The organism is Serratia sp. 121840015-1 (assembly GCF_053627655.1).
The window spans coordinates 1,850,291-1,867,253 of sequence record NZ_JBSEYF010000001.1 but is presented as its reverse complement, the minus strand read 5'-3'; the positions used below and the strand labels follow the sequence as shown (position 1 = coordinate 1,867,253).

At 61.7% G+C, this 16,963-nt stretch carries 15 protein-coding genes; 4 read left to right on the top strand and 11 right to left on the bottom strand.

The window, feature by feature from the left end:
• Positions 1–3: 3 nt before the first annotated feature.
• Positions 4–603 (top strand): C39 family peptidase, encoded by a 600-nt coding sequence (locus ACUXAC_RS08990; protein WP_159317941.1) that lies wholly within the window; start codon positions 4–6, stop codon positions 601–603.
• A gap of 55 nt (positions 604–658) precedes the next feature.
• On the opposite strand, the gene ACUXAC_RS08985 is transcribed toward ACUXAC_RS08990, so the two are convergent.
• The 11 genes from ACUXAC_RS08985 to yebS form a co-directional block, all read right to left on the bottom strand.
• The gene (locus ACUXAC_RS08985; RefSeq protein WP_004931517.1) at positions 659–898 is read right to left on the bottom strand and encodes a DUF1480 family protein; all 240 of its coding nucleotides are present in this window, start codon (positions 896–898) and stop codon (positions 659–661) included.
• Between the two features lie 135 nt (positions 899–1,033).
• Positions 1,034–1,966, bottom strand: coding sequence for a Csu type fimbrial protein (locus ACUXAC_RS08980; protein ID WP_060419273.1), 933 nt, complete (start codon positions 1,964–1,966; stop codon positions 1,034–1,036).
• Between the two features lie 19 nt (positions 1,967–1,985).
• Positions 1,986–4,433: a fimbria/pilus outer membrane usher protein gene (locus ACUXAC_RS08975; protein ID WP_454266708.1), complete on the bottom strand. Its 2,448-nt coding sequence runs from the start codon at positions 4,431–4,433 to the stop codon at positions 1,986–1,988.
• 46 nt (positions 4,434–4,479) lie between these two features.
• Entirely contained in the window at positions 4,480–5,247 is a 768-nt protein-coding gene (locus tag ACUXAC_RS08970; protein ID WP_049201714.1) for a fimbrial biogenesis chaperone, read from the bottom strand.
• Positions 5,248–5,268: 21 nt separating this feature from the next.
• On the bottom strand, positions 5,269–5,811 hold the full coding sequence (locus ACUXAC_RS08965) for a Csu type fimbrial protein (protein ID WP_038882152.1): 543 nt from the start codon (positions 5,809–5,811) through the stop codon (positions 5,269–5,271).
• Positions 5,805–6,308, bottom strand: coding sequence for a Csu type fimbrial protein (locus ACUXAC_RS08960; protein ID WP_038877669.1), 504 nt, complete (start codon positions 6,306–6,308; stop codon positions 5,805–5,807). Before ACUXAC_RS08960 ends, ACUXAC_RS08965 begins: the two co-directional genes overlap by 7 nt.
• 2 nt (positions 6,309–6,310) lie before the next feature.
• Positions 6,311–6,847, bottom strand: coding sequence for a Csu type fimbrial protein (locus tag ACUXAC_RS08955; protein WP_060440090.1), 537 nt, complete (start codon positions 6,845–6,847; stop codon positions 6,311–6,313).
• Between the two features lie 274 nt (positions 6,848–7,121).
• Complete coding sequence (locus ACUXAC_RS08950; protein ID WP_060419268.1) at positions 7,122–7,658, bottom strand: Csu type fimbrial protein; 537 nt, start codon at positions 7,656–7,658, stop codon at positions 7,122–7,124.
• Between the two features lie 272 nt (positions 7,659–7,930).
• Positions 7,931–9,367 carry a 16S rRNA (cytosine(1407)-C(5))-methyltransferase RsmF gene (gene rsmF / locus ACUXAC_RS08945; protein WP_169318365.1) on the bottom strand — a complete coding sequence of 479 codons (1,437 nt, stop codon included), beginning with the start codon at positions 9,365–9,367 and terminating at the stop codon, positions 7,931–7,933.
• A 102-nt stretch (positions 9,368–9,469) separates the two neighbouring features.
• On the bottom strand, positions 9,470–12,100 hold the full coding sequence (locus ACUXAC_RS08940) for a PqiB family protein (RefSeq protein ID WP_084827855.1): 2,631 nt from the start codon (positions 12,098–12,100) through the stop codon (positions 9,470–9,472).
• Positions 12,069–13,316 carry a membrane integrity lipid transport subunit YebS gene (gene yebS, locus ACUXAC_RS08935; protein WP_454266707.1) on the bottom strand — a complete coding sequence of 416 codons (1,248 nt, stop codon included), beginning with the start codon at positions 13,314–13,316 and terminating at the stop codon, positions 12,069–12,071. The genes ACUXAC_RS08940 and yebS overlap by 32 nt, the downstream gene beginning before the upstream one ends.
• 255 nt (positions 13,317–13,571) lie before the next feature.
• Here yebS and ACUXAC_RS08930 point away from each other — a divergent pair, with 255 nt between their 5' ends.
• From ACUXAC_RS08930 to prc, 3 genes are all read left to right on the top strand, one after another.
• A complete protein-coding gene (locus ACUXAC_RS08930) occupies positions 13,572–14,069 on the top strand; it encodes a GAF domain-containing protein (RefSeq protein ID WP_060440088.1) in 498 nt (165 codons plus the stop codon).
• A gap of 96 nt (positions 14,070–14,165) precedes the next feature.
• Positions 14,166–14,876 carry an RNA chaperone ProQ gene (gene proQ, locus ACUXAC_RS08925; RefSeq protein WP_033638287.1) on the top strand — a complete coding sequence of 237 codons (711 nt, stop codon included), beginning with the start codon at positions 14,166–14,168 and terminating at the stop codon, positions 14,874–14,876.
• A gap of 19 nt (positions 14,877–14,895) precedes the next feature.
• Positions 14,896–16,944: a carboxy terminal-processing peptidase gene (prc, locus tag ACUXAC_RS08920; protein ID WP_033642845.1), complete on the top strand. Its 2,049-nt coding sequence runs from the start codon at positions 14,896–14,898 to the stop codon at positions 16,942–16,944.
• The last annotated feature ends 19 nt before the right edge of the window (positions 16,945–16,963 follow it).

The following is a 16,963-nucleotide window of genomic DNA, read 5'->3' as shown; positions in this document are numbered from 1 at the left end:
CGGATGCGCGCCGTTCCCTACGAATGCCAGTGGGCAAGCCCGGAGCTGGCCGCCGATCTGATCGCCGGCCGCATGACGCTGGCGCAAGACGAGAATTGGGCGCGCAGCGGCGCCCGCGATCGGGCGGAGTACGTCGAGTGGGCCAACCACGTGTGCGGCATGGCCTGCCTGAAAATGGTGCTGAGCCACCGCGACGGCGAAGCGCCACCGCTGCTGGAGCTGGCGCGGCGCAGCCTGCCTTACGGTGCCTATGTGCGCGAGGGGGAGCGGATAAAAGGGCTGATTTACGCGCCGTTCGTCGAGTACGTGCGCGAGCAGTTCGCGCTGCAAGCGGAGGTGAAGGTGGGGCTGGAGGCGGCCGAGTTATCGGCGCTGCTTAGCCAATACCGTTACTTTATCGCCTCGGTGCACCCCTCCATTCGCCGGCCCGAGAGCCTGCCGCCGCAGCGAGGCGGGCATCTGGTGCTGATCACCGCCGCCGATACGCAAAGCGTGACTTTCCACAACCCTTCGGGCGACAGCCCGGCGACGCGCGAGCGGGTACAGCTGCCGCTCAACCGCTTCACCCCTTTCTTTGCCGGCCGCGGCATCGCCATCGCATAAAAAAACGCGCTGTTTCCGATGAAAGCAGCGCGTCGTCAGCAGGCCCGGCGTATTTTCATGCCAGCCGCATCACCCAGGCGTCCGCCTGCCGATCGTAGTGCTGCTTGTACAGCAGCGACTGTTTGCCATCAAGGATCGCCGGAATGCTGGTGTGTTCATCCCAGCCGTCGAGCTGCATACACAGGTCCGGATCGGACTTGCAGGGAATGCTCAGGGTGCCGGCGCGGTCGGCGCCGGCGTGAAGATGCGCGTCATCGACCTCGAAGCTGCCAATTTTTACGACGGTTTTGCTCATGGGAACTCCTTGCTCAATGATGTGGTAGGAGGTTAGACCAGTGAGGCCATCGGTATGAGCATAGCCAAATGAGCAAAAAATGCCACATAAAAAATACATTCTGGCAACATTCTTCCTGAGCGGCTAGCGGCCAGGCTAATAGGTCACGACATAGCTGACGTTATCCTGATAGGTACCAACCGGCACTTCGGTCTGCGCCGGATTGATGGCGGCGGTAAAGGGAATGCTTTGCGCCAGGCCGGTGCCGGTGCCGCTTTGCGCGTTGGTGCTGCTCCACACGGTGCTGGTGTTGGGCAGGTAGATCTGATACTGCAGGAAGTTGCTGGTGCCGCTGAGCATTTGCCGCCAACCGGTGATGGGGTTGTTGCCGTTGGTAAAGTAGGAGCTGTATGACTGGGATTTGGTGCAGGTCAGGGTGATGCTCTGGTTGATCGGGTTGAATTGCCCCACCAGCGCCATGCTGCCGAAGTTGACGTTATTGGCGGTATTGATCAGGCAGCTTTTGGTGATGACTGCGGTGATGGTCACGGTGCTGGGTTGGTTGGTGCCGTCCCACCAGATACACAGCCCAATCAGGCCCAGGCCGCAAATATGGTAGTTCCACACCAGATTGATGGTGTCGGTATAGGTGCCGGCGCTGACGTTCGCACCCGCCACCGTTTTGATATACACCGGAAAGTTGACGTTGGAAGAGATCAGGATCAGCGACAGCAGGTTCAGCGAGCTGTAGTCGATGGTCTGGCCGACGCTGTAGGGGTATTGGTAGTTGGCATCCGGGTAGATGAGATAGGAAATTTTATCGCCGGAGCCGTTGCCGTTCAGCAGGGCCATATTGTTGGTGGTGGAGGCGATCTTGACCGTGACGGTGTTTTGCGTCAACAGATTGAGCCCCAGCCCGGTACAGTTGAGCCCGGCGGTACCCTGGGCGCTGATCTGGCCGTTGTAGACGGCGAAGGAGTTGCTGCTGGGCAGGGTCACCGTGCCGTTGGTGGTGGCGCAGTCCGCCAGCGCGCGTTGCCCGCACAGCAGCAGCAGCGCCGCCAAAAGAATTTTCACTTGCCGAGACATCGTTCTTCTTCTCCGTGTGTTATTGGCAGACGAGGGGACCGACGCGCTGTAGCCCCTGCGGATTGGCCAGGCTGAAGCTGACCTGGCACGGCGCGCCACCGTCGGCTGGGATCACGCTCAGCCGGTTGTGCTGCTGCACCGGGTCGATATAGGTCATGCCATCCCACCCGACGTAGCTTTGTTGATTGCTGCCGATCACCGCCACCTGGCTGCCGTTGGCCAGCGGTTTGCCTTGCGTATCGACCAGCTCCACGTCGGCGGCGGAAAGGCGCTGGACGGGGAATTCGACCAGGTAGCCACTGTGATCGCGAATGGCGACGGTTTTTTCTACCGACGGCAAATTGACGTCCGCCGGCAGATTGAGCGGATCAATCTGGAATTTGGCGTGGTAATACGAAGTGACGGTGGGCACCAACAGGTAGCCTTTGTCGTTGGTGACGCCGATGCGCTGGTTCTCGTAGCTGACCGGAATACCTGCGTAGCCGTTGGTCGAAACCAGGGCAAAGGCGTCGTTGATGGTGTTGGTGGCGTATACGCCGCCGTTCATCGCCACCAGCGAACCGCTGACTTCGCCCCAGCGGGTGTAATCGTTACGGTTGCCGTACAGCCCGGCGCGGGTTTCCAACAGCGAGGTGCGCCAGGTCAGGTCTGCCTGGCGGTAATCGCTGTCGCTGCCTTGACCGCCGGCGTAGGCCAGGTTCCAGCCGAAACCGCCGTCGGTCGGCGCGGCGCGGCTGTACGCGACGCGTTCGCTCCAGCGGTTGCCGGCGTCGCGGGCGGTACTGACGTTAGCGGTGCCCCAGGCATCGAACGGAATGCTGATCTGCAGCTGCGAGCTGTAGCCGTCGCCGCCGATCTCGCGGTTCGCCGAGGCGTACAGGCTGATATTGCGCCACAGCGTCAGGCTGTACGACAGGTTGACCAGGCGGGTGCGTTGGCCGATGGCGTCGCGCACGTCGAAATAACCGGCGCCCAGGCTGCCGAAGCGGCTCAGGCCGATGCTGCCGGTCAGTTGATCGGTGCGGCGGCTCAGGCGGTAGCTGCTCTTGTAGGTGGAGAGGTCGCCGAAGTCCGCGCTGCGCAGTACCCGTTGGGCATTGAGGCTGAAATATTGGTTGCTGTAGGTATAGCTCAGGCTGGTCTGATCGCCGTGGCGGCCGGTGTACTGATAAACCGGCCCGGCATCCGGTTGCTGTACCGGTTGGCCGGTGATCGGATCGTAATAAAGGGGCGTGACCGGCGGGGCGTTGAAGGCATCGCTGCCCGCCTGGCTGTAACTGTAGGAGGCGTTGAGGACCCCTAACTGCCCCAGGCGCACGCCCGCGCCGGCGCCGGTGACCGCCAGCTCAGCTGCGCCTTCCGCCCGCCCTTCGAGCGTCAACCAATCGGTGACGCCGTAACGCCCGCTGCCGCTGGCCACCCATTGGCCGTAGTCTGCGGAACGGTAGCCGTAATTTTGACGCAGCGCCCCTGCCGACAGGCTGAAATCGCTTAGCCCGGCCTGCAGCAGCGAGCTGGCGACATAGAACGGCACCGTGGTGCTGATCTGGCGGCCGAGCGCGTCGGTGGTGACCACCGTCGCCTGGCCGGCGCCGTTGATGTAAGGCACGGTATTCAGGGTGAACGGGCCGGGGTTCACGCTGACGGAGGTATTCTTGTAGCTGTTGATGTACAGATCGACGCTGCTCGGCACGGCGGCCTGGCCGGAGAACTGCGGCAGCGGATAGGTAATCAGATCCGGCCGCGTGGCGAAGTTGCGCGCCACCTGCAGGCCGCCGATGCGCACCGAACTGGTCCAGGGCAGCGAGCCGGTCGTGAGATCGCCGGCGGTATAGCTGAGCATGGTGTCGTCGTCGCTGTAGCGCCAGCTGCTGTCGTAGCGGATATAGCGATTGTTCTGCTGTGCGGCGGTCTCGCCGTTGAAGCTGCTGCGGAAAATGCCGGTGTTGGCGATAACGCCGAAGCCGTCGAACAGCCGCTGTTCGCTCCAGGCGGAAAAATAACCCGGATTGCCGCGCCCGCCGCTCTGGCTGACGTAGGCGTCGTAATTCAGCAAGAAACCCAGGCTGCTTTGCGCCGGCAGCCGCTGTTCTGGGTTGGCGTCGCCGAGGGTTTGCTTGGGCAGCCAGTCGTTGGGCACCGAGATCAACAGCTGCTGCGTTTCGCCGCTGTAGGTGACGTCGACCTTATCCAATTGATCGACGGCGATCTCTTTCGCTTGCTTGTCCGCCACCGGCAGGCCGGCGTCGCTCAGTTGCTGCGGCGTCAAATAGTAGTGGCCGCCGCGGTAGGTGACCGGCACCACTTTGCCGGTCTGGCGGCCGTTCACCACCGGCTCCAGATACAGCGTGGTGTCCGGCATGCTGATGGCGCTGGGCGGCGGCGGAAGGTCGTCGGCGGCGGCGTGCGGCGGCCACAGCTCCACCGCCATATAAAGTACGGCCAGGGCCAACGGCTTGAGCTGCATGCCGCGCGTGGCCGGCGACGAGATCCGCTTCACCTGCACCTCAGGCTCAGTAAGACGGAATGGTTACGGGTTGCTTATTGTCATTGACCATCGCCTGCAGCTTGCCGGCGGCGAAACTGCCCGAAGGCGGCAGGGCAAAGCGCATTTGCGAACCCGGCAGCACATAGCCCAGCAGCCCGTTGTTGAGCGGCTTGCCCTGGATGCTGACCTGCGACAGGCGGGCGTGCACGATGCCGTCGTTGCGCACGTCGAGCCAGCGCTGGCTGTTTTGCTGCAGCAGCCGATAGCTGAGCTTCGGCTGGTTGGCGGTGGCATAGTCGCGCGGGTGTTCGAAGTCTTGCTTGGTCCAGACGCCTTTGCCGCTGACGAACAGCGGCACCGAATAACGCATCTGGAATTTCAGCCCCATCTGCGCACCCTTGTCGGGCGCCGCGCCGTCTTTATCCTTGATGGGCACTTCGTCAACCAGTATCCGGTAAGCCCGCTCTTGCCCGGCGGCGACCGGGGTCTGCTTGATCAGGCGAATCAGCTGGCGTTTGCCGGGGAGAATGGTGGCGACCGGCGGGCTGGCGACCACTTCGCTCTGGTTGCGGTAGTCGTCCTTACCGCCGGTTTGTTGCCAGCCGAGCACGCGGATTTGCATATAGACCGGTTTGCTGTCGCGGTTTTCCAGCCACAGGGCCGTCGCCTGCTGGTTGTCTTCAATCGCCGGATCGATAGGCCAAATCAGAATGGAGGCGGCGGCGAAGGCCTGCGGTTGACCGGCTAACAGCAATCCTGCCAGCAGGGGCAGGCGGAGCAGAGTACTACGCATAATGTGATCCTTTTTAAAAGCTCAATAACTCACCGTCACTAAGACCGTATCGTTGTAGGTGCCGCTGGTGGGCAAGGTGCTGCTCGCCATTAAACTGGCGTAGATTTTTATTTCTTGCGTACTGCCGGTGGAGGAGACGGTTTGGACGGCGCCGCCGTTGCCGCCGTCGCCCCACAAAACGGCGTAGTTGGCATCCTGGTAGAGCTGGTAAACCAGCGTTTCCGAGGTCACCGAGTTCAACAGTTTTCGCCCGCCGGCGATGGAGCCGGTGACGTTATTGCCGACGTTCAACCCCAGGGTGACGCTGAGCCCGGGATTGCAGCGGATCAAAATGGAGCCGGCGCCGGCGCTAGAGACGATTTTTATCGGGCTGCTCAAGGACGCCACCTGGCCGAAGCTCATGCTGCCGAACGAGGTAACGTTGGTGACGCCGCTGCCGAGTACGCAGCCTTTGATGATCGAAGCGTTGACCGTGAAGCCCTGGCTGACGGTATCGGCACGGGCCGTCGGGGCGCCGATCAGCGCCGCCAGCAGCAGGGTGCGCAGCGTTCCGTTAATCACCAATTTATCGTCACCTGCACCGTATCCGTATAGTTGCCCGTCGCCGGCGTCGTTTGTACCGGGATCATGCCGTACACCGGCAGCCAGACGCTTTGGCCGGTGGCGGTCTGGGTGACGCCGGTGACGTTATCCCAGACGGTGGCGTAGCTGGCGCTGGTATACAGGTTGTAGTTCACGCGGGCGCCCGCCGCGCTTTGCAGATAGCGTGCGGCGGTATTGCCGCTCTGTCCGCCGCTGAGCAGCACCGTGTAACTGGTGCCGTTGTTGCAGTTGATCTGCAGTGCGCCGGCGTTCGCCTGGCCGGTCACCTTTATCGCCGTATTGAGGAAATAGACCGTGCCGAAGTTAAAGGTGCCGAATGTGGTGTTGCCGCCGCTGGTGGTGCCGGCGACGCAGGACTTGACCAGGGTGGCGCTGACGCCCACCGTCGCGGTGCTGACGTCGGCGCGGCAAACGCCCGCCAACGACAACAGCATGCAGGTGACGGCCAGGCGCGTCATGTTTACCAGGTGACGGTCATGGTGACGGTATCGCTGTACGCACCGGCCGCCGGGGTGGTGCCTGCCGCAGGTACCAGGCCGTAGACGATCAGCGGCACCGCCGAACCGGTGCCGGTGCCGGTCAGCACGCCGGTGGTGCTGTTCCACGGCACGGCGTGGGCGCTGTCCTGGTAGAGGTTATAGCTGATATAGGCCGGTACGCTGCTGGCCATGCGCCGCTGGCTGCCGGTCGCGTTGAGGCCGTTGTCCAGCGCCACGGTGTAGTTGGTGCCGGTGGTGCAGTTCAGCCCCAGCGTGCCGGTGCCGCCGCTGCCGGTGGCGCTGGCGGTGATGACGTTAGCCAGTGAGGAGTAGGTGCCGAAGCTGATGGAGCCGAAGCTGTTGGTGGTGCCGGAGCTGGTGCCGCCGGTGACCACGCAGCCGGCGCCGATGGTCAGGGTGACGCCCAGCGTGCCCTGAATGGTGCCCGCCGCGTAGGAGGTGCCAGAGGCGCACAGCAGAAGCGCTGCCGAGGTTAATGCCGCCAGAGTCTTTTTCATCGTGGTTCCTTGCCGTAGTAGAGAAGCCTGCCAAAAAGCCCGAAAAATGAGTCAAATGCATTAATCTATTTACAGATTAATTAATAGAATAAGAACGTGAGAATGTCGCGCTAAAAGATTAAAAACTTTATTTATTTTTAACCGCGATCGCAGGTTTGCTGCGGCGGCCGTGTCACCGGGCATGAACATGAAGGGGATATTGATAAGGTGAGTGGGAATATTATTACTTAATGAATAACGGAGCGCACTGACGGCGCTCCGTTGACGATGAAACTCACCAGGTGACGGTCATGGTGACGGTATCGCTGTAGACGCCCGCCGCCGGGGTCGTTCCCGCGGCAGGCACCAGGCCGTAAACGATCAGCGGCACCGCCGAGCCGGTACCGGTACCGGTCAGCGTGCCGGTGGTGCTGTTCCACGGCAGAGCGTGGGCGCTGTCCTGATAGAGGTTGTAGCTGATGTAGGCCGGCACGCTGCTGGCCATGCGCCGCTGGCTGCCGGAGGCGTTGAGGCCGTTGTCCAGCGCTACGGTATAGTTGGTGCCGGTGGTGCAGTTCAGCCCCAGCGTGCCGGTGCCGCCGCTGCCGGTGGCGCTGGCGGTGATGACGTTGGCCAGCGAGGAGTAAGTCCCGAAGCTGATCGAACCAAAGTCGTTGGTGGTGCCGGAACTGTTGCCGCCGGTGACCACACAGCCGGCACCGATGGTGATCGTCACGCCCAGCGTGCCCTGAATGGTGCCCGCTGCGTTGGCTGTGCCACTGATGCACAGCAGAGGTGCTACCGAGGTCAAAACCATCAGAGTTTTATTCATCATGATTCCTTGCCGTGTCAGAGAAAGCCCGCAAAAACGCCACCCAGAGCTGAGTTGAACGCATTAATTTACTTACATTTAAATTAATAGGATAAGAACGCGAAATTGTCTTGATCAAAGGCTAAAAACTTTTTTCTTTTCCGGCGGGGATATACGGACGGGGAGGTGGAATAGTGCAAATTGGAAATGATTAGAATAATAATGAATGGCGATAGGAATATTATTAGCATTATTTTGGCGCCGGGGAAGGCGGTTCCCCGGCACCGGAGCGATTACAGGTGAAAATCCAGCGCGCCGTCGCGCACCAGCTCGCGCGGCAGGTTGTTCTTGATGCGGCTGCCGATGCGCTTGGCGATGCCCAGCGGCTGGCCCTGGTAGGTGACGATGCATTCATCGCCGGCCGGCGGCTGCTCCGGGTAGAGATCGCGGCCGTGATACCACTCTTGCGCCAGCGCGGCGTCCAGCTCGAAATGCGTTTTGCCGCCGGTGCCGGCCAGCGCGATCGCCGCCTCGTGCTGCCAGCGGAAACCTTTCGGGAAACGTTCCGCCAGCTTGAGGCCGATACGTGAGAAGCGCACTTTACCGAACAGCGGTTCCAGCTCGGCCGGGAACAGCCAGAGCTCCTTGTCGCGCTCCCACAGCCGGCTGTCATCGCCCCAGGTTAAGCCGGATGCGGCGGCGGCTTGGGCGACCAGCGCCGCCTCTTTGCCGGACAGCGGGCTGAACGGGAATTTACCCACCTTGTAGGTCGGCTTCGCCAACGGCGCCACGGCGCGCTGTTTGCGCAGGCGGGCGACGAAAAAGCCTTCGCTGTCGTAAATCTGCGGGAAGACGTGCAGGAAGCCTTCGGCAGTCAGCGCCTTGTCGGCGCCGGGGAACAGCGCACCCAGCGGCTCGACGCTGACCGCGTCGCCGTAGGTGTCCAGCAGCCAGCGCACCACCTGCTGGTTTTCCTGCGCATTGAGCGTGCAGGTGGAGTAAACCATCACGCCGCCCGGAGCCAGCGCATGAAACGCGCTGTCGATCAGTTCGCGTTGGGTGGCGGCGATTTCGGCCACGCTCTGTGGCGACCAGTTGCTCATGGCGTCCGGATCCTTGCGCACCACGCCTTCGCCGGAGCAGGGGGCATCGAGCAGAATGGCGTCGAAGCTCTCCGGCAGCGCGGCGCCGAACACCCTGCCGTCGAAGTGGGTCAGCGCGGCGTTCTTCACGCCGCAGCGGCTGATATTGGCGTGCAGCACTTTTACCCGGCTGGCGGAGTATTCGTTGGCGACGATGCCGCCCTGATTGCCCATTAACGCGGCGATTTGGGTGGTTTTGGAGCCTGGTGCCGCCGCCACGTCCAGCACCCGATTCGGCACTGCGCCGCCCGCGAACAGCGCGCTGACCGGCAGCATTGAACTGGCCTCCTGAATGTAGAACAGGCCGCTCAGGTGTTCGGCGGCGCTGCCCAGACGCAGTTCTTCATCGTCGCGCTCGATCCAGAACCCTTCCGCGCACCAGGGGATGGGCTCCAGTCGCCAGTCGTAATCCTGCACCAGCGCCAGGAAGTCGGCGACGCTGATTTTCAGCGTGTTGACGCGCAGGCTGCGGCGCAGCGGGCGCTGGCAGGCGGCGATAAAATCGTCCATCGCCAGCTCGGCGGGCATGATGGCGCGGGTGGCGTCAAGGAAAGCGGGGGGCAGAAAAACGGCGGTGGATTTGGCCACGGGGCGAACTCTCAGGGTGCAATAAAGACAAGGGCGAGAGTTTATCACAAAGCGGAAAAAAACAGGGCCCGGCAATGCCGGGCCCTGAGGAAAATGCGAAATTTAATCGCGCGGAATGGCGGTGCCCCAGGTTTTCCAGTCCTTCGGCTCTTCCGGATTCAGCAGGAAGTGTTTGTTCGGCGTCGCTTTCGGCGCTAGCGGAATGGTCGGCGGCGTGGCGAAGGCGATACCGCCGCGGATGAACTGCTGGAAGGTGCCGCTCTTGATCACGCCGCCGGTCAGGCCGAACTGCAGGTTGTACCCCGAAGCCAGCCAGAACACGCTGTTGTTGCGCACCAGATGCTGATACTTCTTGCTGATGCGCAGCGCGACATGCACCCGGTCTGACATGGCGCCAAGGTAGAAGCCGGTGATGGTGCCGACCTCCACGCCGCGGAACAACACCGGCGTGCCGATCTGCAGCGAGCCGGTTTCGGCGGCGTCGAGCACCACGCTCAGGCCGTCGAGATAGCGCGAGTCGGTGATGCTGGCCTGCTGCAGTTCGAAGGTGCGCAGCTCGCGGCCGCGCCCCGGCTCCACGTTGATATAAGGCTGGAGCAGGGTATCGAGGTTGCTGACGCCGGCGGCGGAGATCTCCGGCGAGACGATCGAGAAGCGGCTACCCAGACGCGCGAAGGTCTGCACGTATTCCGGATACAGCACCGCTTTGGCCAACACTTCGTTGCGCTCCGGCGCCAGCTGCAGCGACTCCACCTGGCCGACGTCGATGCCGAGGTAGCGCAGCGGCATGCCCGCCGACAGCTTGCTGGCGTCGTAGGTTTTCAACGTGATTTGGCTGCCCACCGCGCGAGCGGCGGTTTCGCTGGCGTACAGCACGCGGTTGGCGCCCTTGTTGAGCGTCACGCCCTGCAGGTTGTCGAAGCTGATGGCGCCTTTCAGCGCACGGTTAAGCGGCGAAGCCTGCACCGTCAGCCCGCTGCCGTTGAGCTGCACCTTGGCGCCGCCTTCGGCCCAGAAGATGCTTTCACGGGTCAGCAGCTTGCGGTATTCCGGGCTGATGTAGACGTCCACCTCAAACTCGTTGGCCTTTGGCCGCACGTTGACGATTTCGCCCACCTGGAATTTGCGATACAGCACCACCGAGCCGGCCTGCACGTCCGGCAGGCTGGTGGCGCTGAGGGTCAGGGTGGTGGCCGGGGCGTTGCCGACGATGCCTTCCTCGGCTTTCTCACTGTTGGCGTACAGCGGGTATTGGCCGCCCGGTTCCCCCTTGCTGCCGGGAATAATGCGCACGCCGCCGTCTACCCACTCCTGGGCGCTGGCGCCGAGCACTTCCATGCCGTCGATGCCCAGCTTGACGTCGAGGCGGCTGTTGACCACGAATTTGCTGTCTTTGTGCAGCAGGCCGCGATATTGGGCGTCGATGGCGGCGGTGAACACCACGCCGCCGGCGGTCAAGGTGCGGCTCAGGATCTGGCCGACTTTCACGCCGTGCACCACCAACGGCTGCCCCACGTCGATGCCGTAGCTTTGCGGCGCATTCAGCGTGACGGTCAGCACGCCAGGCTGTTGCAACAGCGTCTCGCTGCTGTCCAGCACGTTGAAGCGCTGCTGCGGCTCGCCTTCACCCGGCACCAGCTCCAGCGTGGTGCCGGTCAGCAGCTGGCTGAGCTTGGCGTCGTTGAGGCTGATGCGCGGGCTGCGCATCACGATGCGGGTGCCGCTGCGCATCAGATCGACCACCGAAGGATCGATGGTCAGTTCACCGACCACTTTGCTGTCCTGCTGCAACGTCAGCTTGGTCAGGGTGCCGACCTGCAGCCCTTGGTACATCAGCGGCGTGCGGTTTTCACTCAGGTTGTTGCCGCTCGGCAGATCCAGCAGGATATTGACGCCGCGCTGGCTGTGGGCCAGATCGGGATACAGGGCATAGCTCTGGTCACCCTTGGCCTGCTGGCCATCGGCCGGCGAATCGAAGGCGATGGCGCCGTTGACCAGCGCTGCCAGGCTCTCCATCTGTACCGTCGCGCCGGACAGGCTGAAATCGCCCTTGAAGCCGGAGACGTTCCAGAAGCGGCTGTTGTTTTTCACCAGATGGGCGAAGCGGCGGTCGATCAGTACGTCGATGGTCACGCCCTTATTGCCTTCGCTGATGGTGTAGTCGTACACCTTGCCGACCGGGATTTTACGGTAGTAGACCAGCGAGCCGCTGTTGAGCGAGCCCAGATCGTCGGCGTGCAGATGGATCATCAGCTCGCCGGTGTTCAGGCGGTATTTCGGCTGGGTATCGAGCGCGGCGAAGTGGGTTTGCGCCTTGCCGCTGCCGGGCATCATGCCGATATAGTTGCCGCCGACCAGCGCATCGAGCCCGGAGACCCCGGCCAGCGAAGCCTTGGGGGTCACCAGCCAAAACTGGGTGCCTTCGCGCAGCGAGTCTTCCAGATCGCTTTTGATGCTGGCTTCCACCACGATGCTGCGCAGATCTTTGCTCAGGCTGATCTTCTGCACCGTGCCGACGTCAACGCCCTGGTAGCGCACCGGCGTGCGGCCGGCGACGATGCCCGCCGCCGATTGGAAGTCGATGGTGACGGTGGTGCCGCGTTCCTGGAAATTGTTATAGACCAGCCACCCGGCGATCAGCAGGGCGATGAACGGCAGTAACCAGAACGGTGAAATGCGGCGTTTGTTCTTGACCCGCGCTTCAGTCGGTGTAGTCGGCGTTTCCTGTTGCATGTGCATCCCAAATCAATCGGCTATCCAGCCACTCAACGGCAAGAATAGTCAAAATGACCGCCGAGCCAAAGTAAAAAGCGGCCGGTCCCATAGTAAAAGATAACAGCTGGTCGCGGTTTACCAGCGACATCATCAAGGCGATAACGAACAGATCCAGCATTGACCAGCGGCCGATCCAGATGACCAGGCGCAGCAGACGAATGCGCGTCTTCAGGCTGTGCGAGGTTTTGAAGTGAATGCTGAACAGCAGCGTGATCAGCACGATCACCTTGGTAAAGGGCACCAGCACGCTGGCGATGAACACGATGGCGGCGATCGGCACGTTGCCGGAGGTGGCCAGCGAGACCACGCCGGAGAAGATGGTGTCTTCGAGCCGTGCGCCGTTGGCGTAAATGATCGAAATCGGCAGCAGGTTGGCCGGTATCAGCAGGATCATCGCTGCGATCAGCGCCGCCCAGGTTTTCTGCAGGCTGTAGGGCTGGCGGTGGCACATCGGCACGTGGCAGCGCGGGCAGCGGCCGCGCGCGTCGGGGTAGCCGGTATAGTGGCAGGACAGGCAAATATGCAGCGCCGCCGGTGGGCCTTCCGGCTGCTCCTGCGGGTAGTAACGCTCCCACAGCTGCTCTAGGTTGGCGTGGATCAGCGTCAGGATGCTGAGCAGGGTGAGCGACAGGTAGGCGATCAGCGCGCTGCCCGCCTGGATGTCGGCATAATCCTGCACCTTGATCGCCGCCACCGCCATGCCGATCAGATAGATGTCCAGCATCACCCACTCTTTCAGCCGCTCCAACATCAGCAGCACCGGGCGCAGGTTCATGCCGAGCGCGTGGCCGAAGCGCAGGTAGAGCAGCGACAGCGCCAGCGTCAGTGGGGCGCCGAGGGTACAGAACGCCACCATGCTGGCGGTCAGCGGATCGCCCTGACGGCTCATCTGCCAGATGCCCTCCAGCAAACTGGCGTCGATGCGCGTGCCGAGCAGGCGGATGCTGATCAGCGGTTCGGTGAAGGCGAACGGCATCAGCAGCAGCATGGCGATCGCCATGGCGGTCAGGCGCGTCATCGACCAGTCGCGGCCGCTCACCACCTTGGCGTTGCAGCGCGGGCAATAGGCGGCCTGATTGCCGCTGAGCGGCGGCAGCACGAACAGCAGGTCGCACTCACAGCAGCGCTGGTGGCGCGCTTTGGAAAGGGGGGCGGTGATCGCGTGTATTTTCATCTTTGACAAGTAGCTGCCCTTGAGCCCGCCGGAACTGTCAGCGTAGCTGAAAAATAAACCGGCCGCGTCACCGGCGATCGGGCGCCGGACGGTAAAACGAGGTAAACCGGGATTCTGAGCGGCAAACATACCCCGAGCGGCAGGGTTTTGTGAAGCAACAGATGATTAACCTTGTGGCTATACGCATTTAATGCTTATTTTATAGGGCCTAAGCTTTGGGCTTCTGGCCATCTTCACTGTTTCAATGGTTATTACATGACAAAAGAACAATTCTACGCGGAATTAAAACGTGACCTGAGCGCGTTGCTCGGCGGGGAGACCAACTTTATCGCGGCGCTGTCCAACGCCAGCGCGTTGATCAACGAGCGTCTGGATGACGTGAACTGGGTCGGTTTCTATCTGATGGATGGCGACCAGCTGGTGCTGGGGCCGTTCCAGGGCAAGATCGCCTGCGTGCGCATCCCGGTGGGCAAGGGCGTGTGCGGCACGGCGGTGGCGGAAAATCGCGTGCAGCGCGTCGGCGACGTGCATGCGTTCCCGGGCCATATCGCCTGCGATGCGGCCAGCAATGCGGAAATCGTGCTGCCGTTGGCGGTTGGCGGCCGGGTGATCGGCGTTTTGGATATCGACAGCACGGTTTATCAACGCTTCGACGAACAGGATGAAGCGGGCCTGAAAGCAGTGGTGGCGGGGCTTTGTGAGCAACTGGAACAGTGTGACAGTGCGAAATATGTGACTGTAGCGGCAAGTTGATCGACGGTTAACGTGGCAATTACCGATGGCGTCATTATAATGACGCCTGTTCATGCCTGTGGCTTGTTGGCAATACCGTTGTAATCAGGAAATTTCATGGAAAATCAACCTAAGTTGAACTCTAGTAAAGAAGTCATTGCTTTTCTTGCCGAGCGTTTTCCGCTCTGCTTTAGCGCCGAAGGCGAAGCTCGTCCGCTGAAAATCGGTATTTTTCAGGATTTGGTAGAGCGCGTGCAGGGGGAAGAGAATCTCAGCAAAACGCAATTGCGTTCTGCCCTGCGCCTGTACACTTCAAGCTGGCGTTACCTGTACGGCGTCAAAGTTGGCGCGCAGCGCGTCGACCTGGACGGCAATCCGTGCGGTGAACTGGAGCAGCAGCATGTCGATCATGCTCGCCAGCAGCTTGAAGAAGCCAAAGCGCGCGTTCAGGCACAGCGTGCCGAACAAAACGCCAAAAAACGTGAAGCCGCCGGTGAATCTGCCGATGCCGCGCCACGCCGTCCGCGCCCAGCCGGTAAAAAGCCTGCTGCACGTCGCGAAGGCGGAGCCGCGCCGGAAAACCGCAAGCCGCGCCCACAAACTCGCCCACAGCCAGCTCGTCAACCTCGTGCAGCAAAAGAGGAAAACCAGCCGCGTTATGCGCCAGTCACGGATATCTCTAAACTGCAAATTGGCCAGGAAATCAAAGTCAGAGCAGGCAAGAGCGCGATGGATGCTACCGTACTCGAAATCGCTAAAGATGGCGTACGTGTGCAGCTCTCTTCCGGTCTGGCGATGATTGTGCGCGCAGAACACTTGCAGTTCTGATACGGAGGCCAACCAAGGCATGAACAAATTCGTCAGATTAACAGCGATTGCAGGGCTGCTGTGGGCGGGTGTCAGTTACGGCGCGGAAACAGCCAACATCCGCATCGGCCAACTGCCCCAACTGCAACAGGAACCCCAGCACGCTACGGTGAGTGAGCGCGTGACCTCGCGCTTCACTCGCTCTCATTACCGCCAGTTCGCCCTCGACGCGGAGTTTTCAGGCAAGATCTTCGATCGCTACCTGAACATGCTGGACTACAACCATAACGTGTTGCTGGCCTCCGACGTGGCGCAGTTCGCCGGCAAACGCAATCAGGTTGGCGAAGAGCTGAAAACCGGCAAGCTGGATACCTTCTACGCGCTGTTCAATCTGGCGCAGAAACGCCGTTTCGAGCGTTACACCTATGCGTTGTCGCTGCTGGACAAGCCGATGAACTTCACCGGCAACGGCACTATCGATCTCGACCGCAGCAAAGCGCCGTGGCCGAAAGACAAGGCCGAGCTGGATAGCCTGTGGGATGCGAAAGTCACCTATGACGAGCTGAACCTCAAGCTGACCGGCAAGACCGACAAAGAAATCCGCGACACGCTGACCAAGCGTTATCAGTTCGCCATCAAGCGCCTGACGCAAAGCAACAGCGAAGACGTCTTCCAGCTGGCGATGAATGCCTTTGCGCATGAAATCGACCCGCACACCAACTATCTGTCTCCGCGCAACACCGAGCAGTTCAACACCGAGATGAGCCTGTCGCTGGAAGGCATCGGTGCGGTGCTGCAGATGGATGACGACTACACCCTGATCAACTCGATGGTGCCGGGCGGCCCGGCGGCGAAGAGCAAGGCGATCACCGTGGGCGATCGCATCGTCGGCGTCGGCCAGGCCGGCAAACCGATGGTGGACGTGATCGGCTGGCGCCTGGACGACGTGGTGTCATTGATCAAAGGGCCGAAAGGCAGCAAGGTGCGCCTGGAGATCCTGCCGGCCGGCAAGGGCACCAAAACCCGCGTGGTCACCCTGACCCGCGAGCGCATCCGCCTGGAAGACCGCGCGGTGAAAATGACCATCAAGACCGTCGGCAAAGAGAAGGTGGCGGTGTTCGACATCCCAGGCTTCTACGTCGGTCTGACCGATGACGTGAAAGTGCAGCTGCAGAAGATGGCCAAGCAGAACGTCAAGAGCGTGATCATCGATCTGCGCACCAACGGCGGCGGCGCGCTGACCGAAGCGGTGTCGCTGTCCGGCCTGTTCATTCCGAGCGGCCCGGTGGTGCAGGTGCGCGACAACAACGGCAAAGTGCGTGAAGACGCCGACACCGATGGCGTGACCTACTACAAAGGCCCGCTGGTGGTGCTGGTCGATCGCTTCAGCGCCTCCGCCTCCGAGATCTTCGCGGCGGCGATGCAGGATTACGGCCGCGCGCTGATCGTCGGCGAGCCGACCTTCGGTAAAGGTACCGTGCAGCAGTACCGTTCGCTGAACCGCATCTACGATCAGATGCTGCGCCCTGAGTGGCCGGCGCTGGGGTCGGTGCAGTACACCATTCAGAAGTTCTACCGCGTCAACGGCGGCAGCACCCAGCGCAAAGGGGTGACCCCGGACATTCTGATGCCGACCGGCGTCGATCCGGCGGAAACCGGCGAAGCGTTTGAAGACAACGCCATGCCGTGGGACAGCATCAATGCGGCGACCTACAGCAAGACCGGCGATATGGCGCCGTTCGAGCCGGAGCTGCTGAAAGATCACCAGCAGCGCATCGCGCAGAATCCGGAGTTCCAGTACATCGCGCAGGATATCGCGCATTACAAGGCGCTGAAGGATAAACGCAACATCGTGTCCCTCAATCTGGCCGTGCGCGAGAAAGAGAACCACGATGACGATGCGACCCGTCTGAAACGCATCAACGAGCGCCTGGAACGTGCGGGCAAGAAGCCGCTGAAATCGCTCGACGATCTGCCGAAGGATTACCAGGAACCGGATCCGTACCTGGATGAAACCGTGCATATCGCGCTGGACCTGGCTCATCTGGAAAAAGATCAGCCCGCTCAGCAGCCAACGCCGGCCAAATAAGGCCGCGTCAGGCAGGATG

What these genes read in the sequence shown, in the direction of transcription:
- ACUXAC_RS08970 (WP_049201714.1), bottom strand. Translation starts at nt 5,247, where the DNA reads ATGCGTAGTACTCTGCTCCGCCTGCCCCTGCTGGCAGGATTGCTGTTA.
- ACUXAC_RS08960 (WP_038877669.1), bottom strand. Translation starts at nt 6,308, where the DNA reads ATGACGCGCCTGGCCGTCACCTGCATGCTGTTGTCGTTGGCGGGCGTT.
- yebS (WP_454266707.1), bottom strand. Translation starts at nt 13,316, where the DNA reads ATGAAAATACACGCGATCACCGCCCCCCTTTCCAAAGCGCGCCACCAG.
- ACUXAC_RS08930 (WP_060440088.1), top strand. Translation starts at nt 13,572, where the DNA reads ATGACAAAAGAACAATTCTACGCGGAATTAAAACGTGACCTGAGCGCG.
- ACUXAC_RS08975 (WP_454266708.1), bottom strand. Translation starts at nt 4,433, where the DNA reads ATGCAGCTCAAGCCGTTGGCCCTGGCCGTACTTTATATGGCGGTGGAG.
- proQ (WP_033638287.1), top strand. Translation starts at nt 14,166, where the DNA reads ATGGAAAATCAACCTAAGTTGAACTCTAGTAAAGAAGTCATTGCTTTT.
- ACUXAC_RS08955 (WP_060440090.1), bottom strand. Translation starts at nt 6,847, where the DNA reads ATGAAAAAGACTCTGGCGGCATTAACCTCGGCAGCGCTTCTGCTGTGC.
- ACUXAC_RS08950 (WP_060419268.1), bottom strand. Translation starts at nt 7,658, where the DNA reads ATGAATAAAACTCTGATGGTTTTGACCTCGGTAGCACCTCTGCTGTGC.
- ACUXAC_RS08985 (WP_004931517.1), bottom strand. Translation starts at nt 898, where the DNA reads ATGAGCAAAACCGTCGTAAAAATTGGCAGCTTCGAGGTCGATGACGCG.
- ACUXAC_RS08990 (WP_159317941.1), top strand. Translation starts at nt 4, where the DNA reads ATGCGCGCCGTTCCCTACGAATGCCAGTGGGCAAGCCCGGAGCTGGCC.
- prc (WP_033642845.1), top strand. Translation starts at nt 14,896, where the DNA reads ATGAACAAATTCGTCAGATTAACAGCGATTGCAGGGCTGCTGTGGGCG.
- ACUXAC_RS08940 (WP_084827855.1), bottom strand. Translation starts at nt 12,100, where the DNA reads ATGCAACAGGAAACGCCGACTACACCGACTGAAGCGCGGGTCAAGAAC.
- ACUXAC_RS08980 (WP_060419273.1), bottom strand. Translation starts at nt 1,966, where the DNA reads ATGTCTCGGCAAGTGAAAATTCTTTTGGCGGCGCTGCTGCTGCTGTGC.